This is a genomic window from Candidatus Binatia bacterium, from assembly GCA_036504975.1.
In the GTDB taxonomy this organism is placed as follows: domain Bacteria; phylum Desulfobacterota; class Binatia; order UBA9968; family UBA9968; genus JAJPJQ01.
In genome coordinates this window covers 1-16,069 of record DASXUF010000021.1, presented here as the reverse complement: position 1 = coordinate 16,069, position 16,069 = coordinate 1, and the positions used below count along the sequence as shown (strand labels likewise).

The window sequence follows — 16,069 nt, the reverse complement described above, 5'->3', positions numbered from 1 at the left end:
CAAGAAAAAACTGCGACTCTGAACTTTGCGTTCTTGGCGTCTTGGCGCGACCAATCCCCATGTCCCAGAGTTTGGACCGTCGACAAAATTGCGCAACGTGGGCAAACGTTCAAGGATAGTGGCCCGAAGCGCACGAAGGAACAAAATCCCTCACAACCGCTGAAACAGCTTCCCTAAAAACCCGCTCTCTTCTCTTTCGGCGACCTGTTCCAGCTCTCCTGCGTCCAGCCAGATGCCGCCGCAGCCCGTGCACTGATCGATCTGGATCTTCTGGAAGCTGCGCTCCTTCAAAGGCTCGCCGCACTTCGGGCAGAGCATGTGGCAGAGCTCCTTGAGCTGGGCTTTCTTCTCTCCCTCGCCTTTGGTCCTGAGCTTTTCGAGCAGCTCTTTTTCCTTCTTGACGAAGTACTCGTCCTCCACCGCTTTTTTTCTTTCATCCCATTTGTTCGCCACGTTTCCTCCTTTTAATCGCATGGGTTAATTCCCCGCACTTGCTGCGATAAGTCAATTGCCGATCCGAAGTCCGTCATTCCCGCATGCTTTAAGCGGGAATCCAGGCGGTTCGGAACTGGACCCCCGACCCTTCGACAGACTGCTCAGGGTCGTGGTGAGCAAAGTCGAACCACGATAGAAACATTCGGGGGTGACGCCTAAGGACAATCACCTCGCCGAGTTCTGATACCTGCAGGTTGCTGCGGAGTCGTTCAAACGCAGCATGTTTGCTTACCGATTCAACTCCCCGTCGTCAAGGGCTTCAGCTCGCGCTTGCCAAGGCGAACAACGCCGGTTTCGGTGACGAGGACGTGCTCGCCGATCTGCGCCACGCGGTTTTCCTTCTGCGCGTCCTCGACGGCGCTTCGCTTCATGCGAATCGCCGGCTTGAAATCGAAGGTCATCCCCGGCGCCAGAACGATGTCGGAATCTCCCCGGGAGTTCGCCGGCCCGAGGCGCGGCCGGGAAAGATTGCCGATGCCGCTGGAGTGGAGGACGACGCCGGAGCGATCCTCCGCGTCGAGCTTCTCAACCAGCTTGGCGTAAAGGTCCGCGAGCTGACCGCAGGTGGTTTTACCCGGCACGATCGAAGCGAGACATTCGTGGAGGATCTTGATCGCCGTCTCCATGGCGACGCGATAGTAATCGTAGCCGGGAGTTTTCGGCCCGCCGACGAAGATCGAGTGGTTCACCTGTGCCCGATAGCCCTGCACCGTGGCGTCGATCTCCTGGCTCACGATCTGTCCGTCTTTCAGCGGATCGTCGGTGGGAGCGCCGAGGGTGGCGTTCGCCTCGGCGTCGAGAGCGATGGATAGGCGAGTCGGATCCTCCCCGGTCTCGGCAAACATGGCGGTGAAGGTCGGGAGCCAGATGTCGGCCTGGTGCCGCGACGGCGGCCGCGCCAGGCTCCTGATCGTTTCTATGGCTTTTTCGCCCGCGGCGACGGCCGCGCGAATCGCGTCGTGCTCCTCTTTGCCCTTCATCATGGCCGCTTCGTCGACCGGGCCGGCATCGGCGCCCCATTTTTCCATCGGCAGAAACTCGACTCCAGGCAGCGTCGATTTGAGCTTTTCAAGCAGCGTGGCCGAGACCAACCCCTCGGGATCGAAGCGGCTGCCCGCGAGCTTGGCCACGCCGAGGCGCGTCCCGCTACGGTTCAAGCCCAGGCTCTTCAACTGTTCGACGATCGATTTCGAGCCTTCTCCCTCGGCGATAAGGAGCTTTCCATCCGACTGCCACGCCGTCAGTCGCTTCTCCCAGAAGCGGCGGTTGCGCGCGCTTCCGACGAAAGCATGAACCGGCTTGGAAGCGTCGCGCGGGAAGATCACGTCCGCGCCACCGCCGCGGCCGCCGATCTGCGTCAAATATTGAGAGTAGGCCTTCTCGCCGCTTCCCGGCGCCAGGATCGCGTCGAGGTTCCATTGCGGCTTGGCCATGATGCGGCGGACGGCCGTCCAGCGCCGCTCCCGCTCGGTGCGCGAAAAAAAAGTATTCGACACTTTGACCGGCCGCGCGGTGTTCTCTTGCGCCTGTGCGCCGGGGGGCGGAAATAATCCGGGCAGCAGCGGCAGCGCGACGCCGGTCGATGCGAGCGTCCGAAGGAAGGCGCGACGCGAAGTGGAAGAAGAAAATCGGCGTAGCGAAGAACGGTTCGTCATGAGTCACCTCCTGATTTGGAACGATAGGGGCTCACACTAAATTCCCGCGTACCACTCGTAGCCGCGGTCTTCCCAATAGCCGCCTTTCCCCCGCGCAATCTCTTTGAAGCTCTCGACGAACTCGATCCGCCGGATGTATTTGGCCATTTTATATCCCAACTGCGTTTCCACCCGGAGGCGGAGCGGCGCGCCATGCGGCACCGGCAGCGGCCGGCCGTTCATCTCGTATGCGAGGATCGTCTGCGGGTGGCTCGCGTCGCGGAGGTCGATGCTCTCGTAAAATGCGTTTCCGTCGTCGTCGGTATCCATGCAATAAAAGACGAGGTAGCGCGCCCGCTGATCCGGCGCGACCTTTTGCATGATTTCCTTAAGCTGCACGCCTTTCCATTTGGCGACCGCGCTCCAGCCTTCAACGCAATCGTGGCGCGTGATCTGCGTCCGCGCCGGCAGCGCCTTCAGGTCGTCCAGCGTAAAGCTCGCGGGTTGCTTCACCAGGCCGGCGACCTCCAGTCTCCAGGTCGGCCAGCCGCTCGCCGCGTTGGTCATGTAATCGATCGTGAAGGGCGGCGGATTGCCGTTGGGCTTGAAGTAAGTCGAGATATCGCTTTCGCCGAACTCCTGCGCCAGGCGGTTTTTGCCGGTCACAAAGCGCAGGAAGCGGCGATTTAAGCCCTCGGCGGACTCAAGAACGGAGAGGACTTTTTTGTTCTGCTGCATCCCGTTGAAGAACTTCTCGCAGCCGGAGAGAAAGAAGATGCCGGCGCCGTTGAGCAAGCCGAAGAGGATTTTTCTGCGGGAAAACTCAAGACTCTTTTTTTTCATCGCCATCCCCTTCCTTTTCGCGCTTCGGTTGAGAATCGGATTTCCTCACTGGTTGTATTTCCTGTTGCGCTTTTTGGCCTTCTCCCTCACCCTCTCCCTCAAGGGAGAGGGTAGGGGTGAGGGTCGCGGACTCTGGCGCGGCAGCAACAGTTTCGACTGCGGCCTCGAGAGCGTGTAATTTCTCCTTATACCATCCGGTTATCATGCTGCGCATGTTGTTTATGACGCCGGTCGTGACGACCATGAGCACGTGCCCGAGCGTGAAGAAAACGAATAAAAAAGTCAGCAGGAAATGGATGCTCCGCGCCGACTGCCGGCCGCCGAACATCGCCGGCAGCCAGTTGAACGCGACGTTCAACTGCGGCGACATGGCGAGTCCCGAGACGATGATGAGCGGCGTCAAAAGGAAAAAGACGCTCGTGTAAGCGAGCTTTTGCAGCGGGTTGTATTCGCCTTCCTGCGGCGAGGTCTTCCTGAGCCGGAGATAGTAGAGCGTCATGGGAAGAAGCCTGCCGAGATCGCGCGGCTTTAAAATGAACTTGCTCACGTGGCCGTTGGCGCGGTTGTAGATGAAGTAAAGGAGACCGTTCAGCACAAACAGCCAGGCGAAAAAGAAGTGCCACCTTCTGCCGCCGGCGAGCCAGTAGAAGCCGGGAATCGTGATCCAGCTCGGGAAAGCGCGCGGCATCGGTCCCATCTCCGTGTATTGCAATCCCAGAACGCCGGTCGTCTCGACGCGAAACCCATACAGCTCCGTGTAGGCGCGGATCTTTCCGTCTTGGTTCATCGCGTAAATAGAGAAAAAGGCTTCTTCCGGCTCCGCCTTGCTGCCCCAGTGAAGATGGGGATAGGCATTGAAGATCATGAGCCCGCTCATAAACAGGATCATCAGGGCCAGCGCGTTGATCCAGTGCGTCGCGCGCGTGATCCGGTTGTGGCGGTAGGTGAGGGCGCTCATACAGCGTACGGCGATTCTCTTGCGGATCGGAAAATCAGTCACATACTATTGCACCCTCGCGAGCGAAGGCAACCGCCGGGACCGTGATCTGGGGGAGTAATGTAGAATACATCAAGCGATGCCCTTGCCCAATTCCGTCGTGCACGGGCACTGGTCCGGAAAGCGCTCGCAGTCGATCTCCGGAGGCGATACCGCTTTGGTCCCGGCACGGTCGCTTTTCATCTGCACTCTCATCTTTTGCGTGATCGCGAGCCAGGCGGCGACGGTTGCCAGGACGACCCAGGCGATCCAATCCGTGTTGAGCGGCATCGGGATCGCGCCATCGGGCGCCGCTTGCTTGAGCCAGAGAAGAATCGCGGCGGCGCCGATCGCTTCTGCGATCCTGGCGCCGATGCCGTCGACGGCGATTTTAACCGAAGAACGCTCGGCGGATTCGACGGGAATGAACGCCTGCTCCCAGATGGAACGGTGCACCGACGAGCGCAGTCCGCCCTCCGTAACGCGCAAAACCGAACGGCTGAGGGCCGTGGCGGCGGCGGTGACCAAAGTCGCGCCGCCGATGAGCGCGATCGGCAGCACCATCAGCTCGCCGCGCAGCCCGACTTTATCCTGGATCTTGGGCGTCGCGAAGAGCTGGAGCAGCAAGGAACTGAAATTCAGCAGAATGTAAAAGTTGGCGAAGAAGCTCGCGTTGCCCTTGGATCCCATGTTGGCGCTCGCCGCCGCCGCGTAAAACTGAAAGTCGATCAGCAGGCCGGCCAGAGCGCCCGTCATCGAGATGAGCAATAGCGTCAGGGAATACTTGTTGCCGAGCGGCGTGAATATTCCAGGGGCTTTTTTATCGCCGGCTTTTTTGGCGACGATATGAGTCGGGAACCGGCCGTGGATGTGCGCGACGAGGGCGATCACGCCGAGGACCAGGACCGCGGCCAAAAAGATCAGCCATTGCGGTTCCAAATAAGGCGCGAGTCCTTTGGCGATCAAACCGCCCGCCATGCCGCCGGCGAGCGTGCCGGCGCCGATCTTGCTGAAAGCGCGCGCCGCTTCGCGCTTTTCGGCCGTTTCGAAAATATCCGACGCCAAGAGCCACAGGCTCGCGAAGAGGATGCCGAAGATCGCCGGGATGAACATGAACATGGCCAGCAACAATTTATTATCGCCGGGCTGAAGGAAAGGCGCGGCGACGGCCATGACCGCCGCCGCTACAACATGAATGCCCAGGCGCGCGGGACGCGCGCCCCAGATTTTCATCGCCTTGACAAAGACGAGCGCGAGCGGCAAGGAGGCGGCGGCGATGTTGATATACACCAGCGGGAGCTGGAGCAGCCCGCCGCTGCCTTGAAAGAAAAGCGCGTCGCGTCCAGTCTTGGCGATGATAAAAGCAGCGGTCAAGAGCCCCAGGGTCAGCGCCGGCAGGACAGTCTGCAAGCGATCGGCCTCTTGGCTGGTTGAGGAATCATTTTTTGCGGATTTCATCGTGCAGTTGCCTGCCTCGCTTCCGTCTCACCGGCGATTGCGGCCGGAGCCTGCGATCTGATGCCTAGCCATAACCGCGTGCCCCACGCCCGGAATAACCGGTAACATAACAGCGCCGCCAGGATCGCGCCGTAGATCAGAGGCAAGCGATCGTCGGCTTTGACCAGCCACCCGTAGTGTATCACGCCGCCGATGGCGATCAGATAAATCAGCCGGTGCAGTTGCTGCCAGCGTTTGCCGAGCCGGCGCACCATGGCGCCGGTCGAAGTGACGGCGAGCGGGATCAGCAAGACGAAGCTTGCGAAGCCGACGGTGATAAAAGGCTGCTTCGCCACGTCTTTGACGATCGCGGCGACGTCGAAGAACTGGTCGAGCCAGGCATAAGTCGTGAAGTGGAGGCAGGCGTAGAAAAAAGCGCAGAGGCCGAGCATGCGGCGAAATTTGATCAACTCGTTCCACCCCGTAAGTTTTCTCAGCGGCGTGATGGCAAGCGTGATCAACAGAAAGACCAAGGTCCAGGTGCCGGTCGAGCGGGTGACGACCTCGATCGGATTGGCGCCCAGATTCCCGTGATATCCGTCCCAACCGAGAAGTCCCAGGGGAATGAAACAGGCGCCGAAGGCAAACACCTTCACAATCTTAAATTTAAAATTCATCAATTCATCATGCAAAACTCAAAATTAAAAGAATTTTTTGAGGTCCATGCCGGCGTAGAGCTGGGCGACCTGGTCGACGTAGCCGTTGAACATCAGGGTCTCGCGCTTGAAGAACTCGCCGATACGGCGTTCGCGCGCCTGGCTCCAGCGCGGATGATCGACCTGCGGATTGACGTTGGAGTAGAAGCCGTACGCGTGCGGCGCTGATTTCATCCAGGTATTGACCGGCTGTTGCTCGACGAAGCGGATTCTCACGATCGATTTGATGCTCTTGAAACCGTACTTCCAGGGCACCACAAGCCGGATCGGCGCGCCGTTTTGGTTCGGCAGGACTTCGCCGTAGAGTCCGGCGCCGAGGATCATCAGCGGATGAGCCGCCTCGTCGATCCTGAGGCCCTCCAGATAAGGCCAGTCGAGAACGCTGCTCCGCACTCCGGGCATCTGTTTGGGATCGGCGAGCGTCGTGAATTCCTTCAGGAGACTCCGGATGGCCGCTTCGCTCTCCTCGTAGCCGCCTTCGCCGATGCGCTGATAACGGATGTTGCCTCTCTTATCCACCAACACCATCGTCGGCCAGGCGCGGATGCCGTAGCGATTCCAGGTCTCATAGTCGTTGTCCAGCACGACCGGGTAGCGGATGGCCAGTTTTTTAACCGCCGCCTCGAGCTTGCTTTGCGCTTTTTCCCAGAAGAACTCGGGCGTGTGGACGCCGACGATGGTCAGGCCTTCTTTCGCGTATTTTTCGTGCCAGGCCCGCAACTGCGGGACGACGTTTTGGCAGTTGATTCAGCCGTAAGTCCAAAATTCGACCAGCACGACCCGCCCCTTGAGGCCGGCCATGGTCAGCGGCGCGCTGTTGATCCACGTCATCCTGGATCCGGCGGCGATGTCCGGCGCGGGTTGGTCTAGCTTGAGCGCTTGCGCCCGCACCGGCACGATGAACCATTCCGCGAACGCGGCTAAAATGAGAAGGAGGACAAATCCTTCGAGCGCGAGATGGCGGTTGTTCACGACCGTCATTTCATCATCCCTTCGTCTTTTTTCATCATGTCCGGCTTTTTCATTCCCTGCTTCATTCGCCCCGACATCTGCTTCATCATGCCCGACATCTCTTCCATCATCTTCGACATGTTTTCCATTTCCTCCGGAGTCGTCTTGCCGCTGTCCATCATATGTCCCATGTCGCCCATCATGCCGGACATCCGGCCGATCATCTTGCCCATGCTCTTTGGATCGTCCGCCTTCGTCATCGCCTGATCCTTCATCATGCCGCTCATGCTCTTCTGCATCTCGCCCATCTTGCCCTTCATCTCCATCGTCCCGCCCATTCCCATCCCCTTCTGTTCCTGGGCGAAGACAAGAGAGGTGAGCCCGACGACAAGAATCAGACTGCCGATGTTCCACCATCGCTCCTTCATAGTTAGATGCTCCTTTCGACTAAAATGATGCCAAATCTAAACAAGAATCGTAAAGGAGGAATAAAGGAATTGTAAAGCTTCGGTAAAGATAGCTAGACCGGCAGAGTAAACCAGACGCGCGTTTCCGCGGGAGCGCTTTCAGCGCCTACTTCGCCGCCGTGGGCGGCGACGATCTCCTTGACGATGGCAAGCCCGATGCCCGCGCCGCCATGGTCGCGCGAGCGCGACTTTTCGCCCCGATAAAAGCGCTCGAAAATAAGAGGCAGGTCCTCCTTCGCGATTCCATCGCCTGAATTGGCAAAGACGATCTTCACGCTGTCCGGCTGCCGCTCGGCCGAAACTGCGACGCGACCGCCGGGCGGCGTGTATTGGCAGGCGTTGTCGAGGAGATTTCTGAAGACCTGCGACAATTTTTCCGGATCGGCGACGATTTGTCCGCCAGCCTGGGAGAGTTCGACCTCAACAGTGATCTCCTTCGCGGCAAATCCCTGACGGTACAGCTCGAGCGCTTTCGACAACACGTCGTAGAGATCGGCGCTTCGCGGCATGAGGATCCCCTTGGCGGCTTCGGCCCGCGCCAACTGCAGCAGGTCTTCGACCAGCTTGGCCAAACGCAGAATCTCTTCATGCAATGACTCGAAGGTCGGCTTCGACGGCGCTACGACCCCGTCTCTCAACGCCTCTATGTAGCCGCGAATATTGGTCAGCGGAGTGCGCAGCTCGTGGGCGACGTCGATGACCATCGTCTTCCTCAACTGCTCGATTCTCTGCAGGCTGTCGGCCATCCGATTGAACGCCGTCGCCAACTGGCCGACTTCGTCCTTGGAAGTCGCGCCGACCCGTGCCGTATAATCGCCGGCGGCGATTCTTCCGCTGACCTCCGTCATCTGCGAAAGAGGCCCGAGGACTTTTCTCGTCAGTAGAAGACCGGAGGCGACGGCGAGCGCCACGGCGGCGATGCTGGCCCAGAGAAGATATCGATGCACGGCGCCGAGAAACATCTGGTGAATGTCCGTCGGCGAGATGTTGTACTTGTTCATCAGGACGACGAAATAATCGGCCGCGAGATAGTTGATGGCGAGCCACATCACGAAGATCACGATGCCGATGACCGGCAGGTTGACCGCGACGAGCTTCCATAGCAGCCGGCTTTTCATTTTCTAGCCCTCGGAAAACCGATACCCGAGGCCCCTCACCGTCATGATGTATTTGGGTTTTGCCGGATCGGCTTCGATCTTCTGCCTGAGCTTTCCGATATGGACGTCGATCACGCGGTCGATCACCGCTTCGCCGTTCGGGTAGAGACGGTGGAGCAACTCCTCCCGGGTGAAAACCCGGCCCGGCTGAGCCATGAGAGTCTCGAGGAGGGTGTGCTCGAACAGCGTCAACGAAAGGACGCGGCCGCTCAGAGTGACCCTGTGCTTTTCATGATCCACCGTGAGCCCGCCGTGGGATAATCGTGGTTGTTCCTTGGTTGTCGCGGGTCGCGCGCGTCTGAGGATCGCCTTTACTCTTGCAACCAGCTCGCGCGGGCTGAAAGGCTTAACGACGTAATCGTCCGCGCCGAGTGACAAGCCCAGGACGCGGTCCATTTCCTCATGCCGCGCCGTAAGAAACAGGATCGGGACCTCGGAGGAGCGTCTGAGCTCGCGGCAGATCTCCCACCCGTCCACGCCGGGCAGCATCAGGTCGAGAATCACAAAAATAGGATTGTGCTGCCGCGCCAGGCTCAGCGCCTGCTTGCCGTCGTGGGCGGAGACCGTCTTGAATCCTTCCCGTTCGAGATAGAGGGCGACAAGAGACGCCGTCTTGCGGTCGTCCTCGACGATCAGAATCGGTTCTAGATTCTTCTTGGCTTCCATTCAGTTCTATTGGGGCTTGCGCTCCAGCCGGTCGCCTTCAGTATGAACTCTCTCGCGCCGGGAAAAGTTCCTCGCCCGCATCCGGCGGCTCTTCTCCCCTATAAAAGAGCGGCCGGCGGCTTTCGCGCTCCGCCTCGGCGGCGCTGATGTAGCCGATCCTGGCCATGCGGGACAGGATGAGATTTCTCCTGAAGAGCAAGCCCTTTTCGCCCGGGCTGCGCGGGCTCGGAAGCAGGCCGGCGAGCGTCGCGGCGTCCGCCGGATTCAACTCCGCCGCCGATTTCCCGAGATAATGGCGCGCCGCCGCCTCGGCGCCGTAAATTCCGTGGCCCCATTCCACGACGTTGAGGTAAAGCTCGAAGATTCTTTTTTTCGACAGCGCGCGTTCGAGCTGGAAGGCGATCGCGACTTCGCGCAGCTTTCGCACCGGGTTTTTGGACGGGCTCAAATAGAGATTCCGCGCGAGCTGCATCGTGATCGTGCTGCCGCCGCGCTTCAACTGGCCCGACTCCCAGTCCTTCCAGAAAGCTTCTTTCAGCTCGTAGAAGTCGACTCCTTTGTGGCTGAAAAACGACGCGTCCTCGCTGATAACGATGGCCTTCTTGAGATGCTCGGAGACCGTGTCGTACGAGACCCAGATCTGCTGTCTTACAGGGCGCCGGCCGCGGCTCAAGTATTCTTCATCGCGCAGCTCGATCAGCGCCGTAGTCCGGGGATTTCTTTTCTTCAGCGGCGCGACCTCGGGGAGCGTCACGTACTCGTAGGCGAAGAAGCCCAGGACGACGGAGATAAGAAAGCTCTTGAGGAAAAGCCCCTTCACGATGGCGCGAGGAGTTTCGCCGCTTTGAGGCTCAGCGAAGAGAGCGGATGGCGGTGGAGCGAAGAAAGCCGAAACCAGCGCCAGTTTCGCGCGGGAAACGCGGCGCCTCCCGCGCAAGCGCAGCGAAAGACGGGCGCGCGAATCCTGCGGTTGGTTATGCTGTGGCGAATCACGCCCATGGCGGATTGTAATTTTACGCGCCGGCCGAGGCCGTCGAGGTTGCGGCGCAAGGCGGCTTGCAGAGTCTCCTTATTTTTTCTCTCCCCGCCGGGAATTTCCCAGAGCCCCGGCAAGATCCCGCCGGACGGGCGGCGGCGCAGGAGGATCTTACCATTCTTTTCGATGAGAGCTAAGGGCCAGTCGATTTTTCGCGTCGCCAGCTTCGGTGCGGCGCGTTTGTGAATGGTGCCGCGTCTCAGCGTCGAGCAACGCGAAGCGACGGGGCATCGCGGGCAGCGCGGTTCCCTCGGAAGACAAACCGTCGCGCCGAGATCCATCAGCGCCTGGTTCAAGTCTCCCGGCCGGGAAATCCGCGCCAACCGCGCCGCTGCTTGTCGCACGGATTTCTCCGTATCAATATCGAACAGCCGCGCGAGCACGCGCCGGGCGTTGCCGTCGAGCGCCGGATAGGGCTCGTCGAAGGCGATGCTCATCAAAGCGCCCGCGGTGTAATCGCCGATGCCGGGCAGGGCGCGGAGCGCGTGGAAGTCGCGCGGAAGTTTGCCGCCGTGGACATTGACGATCGTCGCCGCCGCACGTTTCAGGTTAATGGCGCGGCGATAATAACCCAGGCCGGACCAATGAGCGAGCACGGCGTCGCGCCGCGCGCGGTCGAGCGCGCCGACACACGGAAAGGCTTTAAGGAAGCGGCGATAATAGGGGAGAACGGTTTTGACCTGCGTCTGCTGCAGCATCGTCTCGGCGATCCATATCGCGTACGGATCGCGCGTCTGGCGCCACGGCAGCTCGCGCCGCGTCCGGCCGTACCAGGAGATGAGCGCGCGCTGAACGCGCTCGTGCTTATCGGTCTTCACCCCCGCAAGCTACATCAGCAAATTAGATCAAATCAAGCGGCGCGCGGCGTTTTCTCGTCGCTTTCCTTGCGAACGATTAGCACGTAGCGTATAAATTTCTCCTATGGGCGGAATGGGACGGCTCCGGGGCTACCTGCTGCGCTACTGGCGGCGGTACGTTCTCGGATCGCTCTGTCTCCTGGGCACCGTGACCTTGGTGATGTGGATCCCATGGTGGATCCGCGAGGGCGTGAGGATCATCGAGCACGGCGGCTCGCTGGCGGACGTGCGCTACTACGCGCTGCTCATCACGGCGGCGGGCGTGGCGCAGGGGATCATCCGCACGTTTTCGCGTGCGTTCATCTTCAACGCCGGACGCGACATCGAATACGATCTGCGCAACGACCTCTTCGCCCACCTGCAGAAGCTCCCGATCAAGTTCTATCACTCGCAGCGTACCGGCGATCTCATGTCGCGGGTGATCAACGACATCTCCGCGGTGCGCTCGCTGCTGGGTCCGGGCATTCTCAATTTTTTCAACGCGCCGGTCTATTTTGTCTACGCGATCGTCCTCATGCTGTCGATGGACGTGCGCATGACGCTCGTGGCCCTGCTGCCGGGGCCGCTGCTCGTGTGGATGGTGCGCCGTTTTCGCGGCAAGATCATGAAGGCTTCGCTCAAGGTGCAGCAACAGATGTCCGAGCTGAGCAGCCACGTTCAGGAGAATTTGAGCGGCATGCACGTGGTGAAGGCGTACACGCAGGAGGAGCATCAGATTCGCCAGTTCATCGAGCTCAATAAAGACTTCCAGGAAAAAAGTATGGAGCTGGCCAAGCTGCGGGGCGTGATCGGGCCGTTCATGCAGGCGGTCGGCGGCCTCACCGTCCTCTTGGTGCTCGGCTACGGCGGATTTCGCGTCATCCGCGGCGAGATGCTGATCGCGGACATCGTCGCGTTCATCGCTTATCTCCACGTGCTGGCCTGGCCGATGGCGGCCCTCGGCTGGATGCTCTCGCTCGTGGAGAGGGGGCGGGCCGCTTTGGAGCGGCTGGAGGAAATTTTCAAGATCCAGCCGGAGATCGTCACTCCCGACCGGCCGGCGCCGCCGTCGGATTCTAAAACCGGCGTCGAGTTCCGCAATGTTTCATTTTCCTACGACGCCAAGGGCAATGGGACTTTGGAGGAGGCGGCGTTGAAAGAGATCGACTTTGCCGTGCCGCGCGGCCGCACGGTCGCGATCGTCGGCCGGACCGGCGCCGGGAAAAGCACTCTGGCGCAGTTGATCCCGCGCTTCTACGACGTTTCTGCGGGAGAAATACGCTTCGACGGGAGGGACATCCGTTCCATCTCTCTCGGCGAGCTGCGCCGGGCGATGGCCTACGTGCCGCAGGACCCGTTTCTCTTTTCCGCTTCGCTCCATCGCAACCTGGGATTCGGCCGTGACGACGTCTCCGACGAAGAGATCGACACCGCCATCCGGCTGACGCGTCTCGACCGCGACGTGGCGATTTTTCCCGAAGGGTCGGCGACGGTCGTGGGGGAGCGCGGCATCATGCTTTCGGGAGGGCAAAAGCAGCGCGCCACGTTGGCGCGCGCGCTGCTCCAGGGCGCGCCGTTTCTCATTCTCGACGATTGTCTCTCGAGCGTGGATGCCGAGACCGAGGACGCGATTCTCAAGCGGCTCAAGTCGGTCTTCAAGGAGAAGAGCTGCGTCATCATCTCGCACCGGATCTCCGCGGTCAAAGAAGCGGACGAGATTCTGGTGCTCGACGAGGGCCGGATCATCGAGCGCGGCACGCATCAGGAGCTGATTCAAAAGGGCGGCCTCTACGCCGACCTCCATCGCCAACAGCAGCTCTTTGAAGAGCTGGAGCAAATCTAAAAAGAGAATCTTGAATGAAGAATTTTGAATTTTTAATTGAAATTCGATTCCGAAATTCAAAACTCAAAATTAAAAATTCAACATTTGTTTAACATGGCTGAAACGCAAACACCCGGCAACCCATCGAACGGAGGCCAACGACCTCAGCCGTATGCCTCGACTTTGGCCGTTTCTCATCATGAAGAAATTTTCGGCAAGGCGTACGATGTCCGGCTGCTCCGGCGGCTGTGGCGCTTTGTCGCTCCGTACAAGCGCCTCTTCTGGCTGGCGATGCTTTTGCTGCCGCTCTTGCAGCTCTTCGGTCTGGCGCAGCCTTATCTGATGAAGGTGGCGATCGACCGCTACATCGGCGGGGGCGATCTCTGGGGCCTTCAGGGAATCGCGCTGCTGTTCCTCGGCGCCGTCGTCGGCGAAGCGATGATCGCTTACCTTCACTACACCATGACCATGCGGGTGGCGCAGCGGGCGCTCGCCGACATGCGCGTCGCGATCTTCTCTCACGTGCAGAAACTCCCGATGAGCTATTTCGATCGCAATCCGGTGGGCCGTCTGGTGACGCGCATGACCACCGACGTGGACGTGCTCCAGGAAATGTTCGCGGCCGGCGCGATGACCTTGATCTCGGACTTCGTCATGCTCGGCTGGATCGTCGCGATCATGTTCTTTCTCGACGCCAAGCTGGCGCTGGTCTCGCTCGCGCTGATTCCGCCGATGCTGGCGGCCATCGATTTTTTCCGCCGCAAGGCGCGCCAGGCCTACCGCCTGATCCGCGAGCGCATCGCGCGCATCAACGCCTACCTGGGCGAGGCGATCTCGGGCATGGCGGTGATCCAGCTTTTCGTCCGCGAGGAAAAAAGCTACCGCGAATTCGACGCGCTCAACGCCGCGCATCGCGACGCCAACCAGATGTCCAATCTTTACGAGGCGGGGCTCCATTCCATGGTCGAGGGGGCGGGCTCGATCAGCGTGGGGCTCCTCCTCTGGTACGGCGGCGGCGAAGCGCTCAACGGCGCGATCGGCATCGGCACCATCGTCGCTTTCAAGGAATACATCAATAGATTCTTTGTGCCGCTGCGCGACTTCAGCCAGAAGTACACCGTCATGCAGTCGGCGATGTCTTCGGCCGAGCGGATTTTTCACTTGCTCGACACGCCGGTCGCGATTTCGAGCCCGGCCAAGCCGGTCGTCCCCAAACCGTTCAGGGGCGAGGTGAGCTTCGAGGACGTCTGGTTCGGGTACAAGGAGAGCGATCCGGTGCTGAAGGGCGTCTCGTTCCTGATCGAGCCGGGAGAGAGAGTGGCGGTGGTCGGAGCCACCGGCTCGGGGAAAACCACGACGATCAAATTGCTCAGCCGCTTCTACGACATCCAGCGCGGCGCGGTCAAAGTCGGCGGCGTGGACGTGCGCGATTGGGACCTCATGGCGCTGAGACGCCACATCGGCGTCGTGCTGCAAGACGTGTTTCTCTTCTCCGGCGATATCCGGGCCAATCTCTGCCTCGGCGAAGACGGCGTTCCCGCCGAGCGCGTCGACCAGGCGGTCAAGTACGCGAACGTGGACCGCTTCATCCATCGTCTCTCCGGCGGCCTCGACGCCAAAGTGCGCGAGCGCGGCAGCAATTTCTCCACCGGCCAGCGCCAATTGCTCTCGCTCGCGCGCGTGCTGGTGTTCCAGCCGGAGATTTTGGTTCTGGACGAAGCCACGTCGAGCGTGGACACGGAGACCGAGCTTTTGATCCAGGACGCGCTGGAAAAAGTCATGAAAGACCGGACCTGCCTCGTGATCGCCCACCGCCTCTCCACGATCCGGAACGCCGACCGGATCATCGTCTTCCATCACGGCGAGATCCGCGAAGTCGGCACGCACGCCGAGCTGATGCAGAAGCGCGGGATTTACTTCCGGCTCTATCAGTTGCAGTACGCGATCGAGGCGCCGAAGGCTCAGGGGAAAGATGCGGAAGCGAAGATGTGAGTGGAATTTTATGAACCGCACGTTTCCGCGCGCCGCCGCCATTCCCTTTCTCGTCTTGGCACTAGCTCTTGTCGGATGCTCGACTGACTTGCTGGTCAGTCAATGGTCCAATCCCGTTTATACTTCGCCGTCGTTCAAAAGAATCATGGTGGCCGCGAGCAGCGAGGAAACCGCTATCCGGCGCAATTTGGAAGACGAGTTCGTCGCCCGGCTCAAGGCATCCGGCGTGGACGCCTTGCCGAGCTATCGGCATATGCCGGAAGATCAGCGCGTCGACGAAGCGAAACTCAAGCAGGCCGCCAAGGCTGCGGGCGCCGACGCCGCGCTGCTCGTTCGTTCGGTAAGCCTGGAGCAGAGAACGGAGTATTACCCCGCCTATTATCCTTCCCCCTTCTTCGGCGTTTTCGGTCCTCACATAGGCGCCACATGGTACGGCTTCTACGGCGCGCCCGGCATCCGGCGCTATGACGTCGTCACCTCGGAGGTGACGCTGTACGACGTGGGCAAAAACGAAGTCGTTTGGACCGGCACTGCCAGGGTCGTTCAGCCGGAAAATGTCGGCGCCGCGATCAAGGACTACGTCCAGTCCGTCGTCAAGGCGCTGCAGGAGAAAAATCTTCTGCGCCCTAACTGAGTAGAGCCTCGCGCCGGGCTATTTTTTTCTTGACCTCGAAGCGACCCCAGTTTAATTGTAAAAAAACTTTCTTCGAGGAGCGGCGCATCATGGCGTTACGAATGGTCAGAGGGATTCTGAGAGAACCCGAGAGACCCCAACAGAATAAATCGCGCGAGGAGTATCTCGTCGCGTGCCTGGGCGAGGAGGCGAGCGACGCCAAATTCACCGACTGGGAGCGGGGCTTTATCATGAGCCTGGTCAAACAGGTCGGGCAGGGCCGAAAACTCAGCGACAAGCAAAAAGAGATTCTCGAGCGGCTCTGGGAGAAATAATCAGGGCGCGTTCTCGTGATCCGTTCGCCCGCGCGAGATCGCTTTCTCGATGTCCCGTGTGATCTCGGGGCAGCATTGTCTTGCGGCGGCTAA

17 protein-coding genes are annotated in these 16,069 nt (G+C 60.1%); 4 read left to right on the top strand and 13 right to left on the bottom strand.

Annotated elements, in window-relative coordinates; translation table 11 throughout:
- Nucleotides 1-150 precede the first annotated feature (150 nt).
- The 13 genes from VGL70_03185 to VGL70_03125 all read right to left on the bottom strand — a co-directional run bounded on the left by VGL70_03185 (nt 151) and on the right by VGL70_03125 (nt 11,196).
- The gene (locus tag VGL70_03185) at nt 151-453 is read right to left on the bottom strand and encodes a zf-TFIIB domain-containing protein (protein ID HEY3302523.1); all 303 of its coding nucleotides are present in this window, start codon (nt 451-453) and stop codon (nt 151-153) included.
- Between the two features lie 278 nt (nt 454-731).
- On the bottom strand, nt 732-2,150 hold the full coding sequence (locus tag VGL70_03180) for a M24 family metallopeptidase (protein ID HEY3302522.1): 1,419 nt from the start codon (nt 2,148-2,150) through the stop codon (nt 732-734).
- A gap of 36 nt (nt 2,151-2,186) precedes the next feature.
- A complete protein-coding gene (locus tag VGL70_03175; protein ID HEY3302521.1) occupies nt 2,187-2,972 on the bottom strand; it encodes a molybdopterin-binding protein in 786 nt (261 codons plus the stop codon).
- Nucleotides 2,953-3,972: a cytochrome b/b6 domain-containing protein gene (locus tag VGL70_03170; GenBank protein ID HEY3302520.1), complete on the bottom strand. Its 1,020-nt coding sequence runs from the start codon at nt 3,970-3,972 to the stop codon at nt 2,953-2,955. The genes VGL70_03175 and VGL70_03170 overlap by 20 nt, the downstream gene beginning before the upstream one ends.
- A 69-nt stretch (nt 3,973-4,041) precedes the next feature.
- Entirely contained in the window at nt 4,042-5,406 is a 1,365-nt protein-coding gene (locus VGL70_03165) for a hypothetical protein (GenBank protein ID HEY3302519.1), read from the bottom strand.
- Entirely contained in the window at nt 5,403-6,062 is a 660-nt protein-coding gene (locus VGL70_03160; GenBank protein ID HEY3302518.1) for a protein-methionine-sulfoxide reductase heme-binding subunit MsrQ, read from the bottom strand. The genes VGL70_03165 and VGL70_03160 overlap by 4 nt, the downstream gene beginning before the upstream one ends.
- Before the next feature lie 24 nt (nt 6,063-6,086).
- The gene (msrP, locus tag VGL70_03155) at nt 6,087-6,848 is read right to left on the bottom strand and encodes a protein-methionine-sulfoxide reductase catalytic subunit MsrP (GenBank protein HEY3302517.1); all 762 of its coding nucleotides are present in this window, start codon (nt 6,846-6,848) and stop codon (nt 6,087-6,089) included.
- On the bottom strand, nt 6,849-7,082 hold the full coding sequence (locus VGL70_03150) for a hypothetical protein (protein ID HEY3302516.1): 234 nt from the start codon (nt 7,080-7,082) through the stop codon (nt 6,849-6,851). It lies immediately after the preceding gene.
- Nucleotides 7,079-7,480 carry a hypothetical protein gene (locus tag VGL70_03145; protein HEY3302515.1) on the bottom strand — a complete coding sequence of 134 codons (402 nt, stop codon included), beginning with the start codon at nt 7,478-7,480 and terminating at the stop codon, nt 7,079-7,081. The genes VGL70_03150 and VGL70_03145 overlap by 4 nt, the downstream gene beginning before the upstream one ends.
- Nucleotides 7,481-7,572: 92 nt before the next feature.
- Nucleotides 7,573-8,637: an ATP-binding protein gene (locus VGL70_03140; GenBank protein ID HEY3302514.1), complete on the bottom strand. Its 1,065-nt coding sequence runs from the start codon at nt 8,635-8,637 to the stop codon at nt 7,573-7,575.
- A gap of 3 nt (nt 8,638-8,640) precedes the next feature.
- Nucleotides 8,641-9,342 carry a response regulator transcription factor gene (locus tag VGL70_03135; protein HEY3302513.1) on the bottom strand — a complete coding sequence of 234 codons (702 nt, stop codon included), beginning with the start codon at nt 9,340-9,342 and terminating at the stop codon, nt 8,641-8,643.
- 37 nt (nt 9,343-9,379) lie between these two features.
- Nucleotides 9,380-10,162, bottom strand: a complete 783-nt coding sequence (gene mtgA, locus VGL70_03130; protein HEY3302512.1) for a monofunctional biosynthetic peptidoglycan transglycosylase — start codon at nt 10,160-10,162, stop codon at nt 9,380-9,382.
- A complete protein-coding gene (locus VGL70_03125; GenBank protein ID HEY3302511.1) occupies nt 10,159-11,196 on the bottom strand; it encodes an A/G-specific adenine glycosylase in 1,038 nt (345 codons plus the stop codon). The genes mtgA and VGL70_03125 overlap by 4 nt, the downstream gene beginning before the upstream one ends.
- 112 nt (nt 11,197-11,308) lie before the next feature.
- Between VGL70_03125 and VGL70_03120 the strand changes: the two genes are divergently transcribed.
- From VGL70_03120 to VGL70_03105, 4 genes are all read left to right on the top strand, one after another.
- Complete coding sequence (locus VGL70_03120) at nt 11,309-13,057, top strand: ABC transporter ATP-binding protein (GenBank protein HEY3302510.1); 1,749 nt, start codon at nt 11,309-11,311, stop codon at nt 13,055-13,057.
- Between the two features lie 93 nt (nt 13,058-13,150).
- Entirely contained in the window at nt 13,151-15,028 is a 1,878-nt protein-coding gene (locus VGL70_03115; protein HEY3302509.1) for an ABC transporter ATP-binding protein, read from the top strand.
- A 10-nt stretch (nt 15,029-15,038) separates the two neighbouring features.
- Entirely contained in the window at nt 15,039-15,662 is a 624-nt protein-coding gene (locus VGL70_03110; GenBank protein ID HEY3302508.1) for a hypothetical protein, read from the top strand.
- An 89-nt stretch (nt 15,663-15,751) separates the two neighbouring features.
- The gene (locus VGL70_03105; protein HEY3302507.1) at nt 15,752-15,976 is read left to right on the top strand and encodes a hypothetical protein; all 225 of its coding nucleotides are present in this window, start codon (nt 15,752-15,754) and stop codon (nt 15,974-15,976) included.
- Nucleotides 15,977-16,069: the final 93 nt, after the last annotated feature.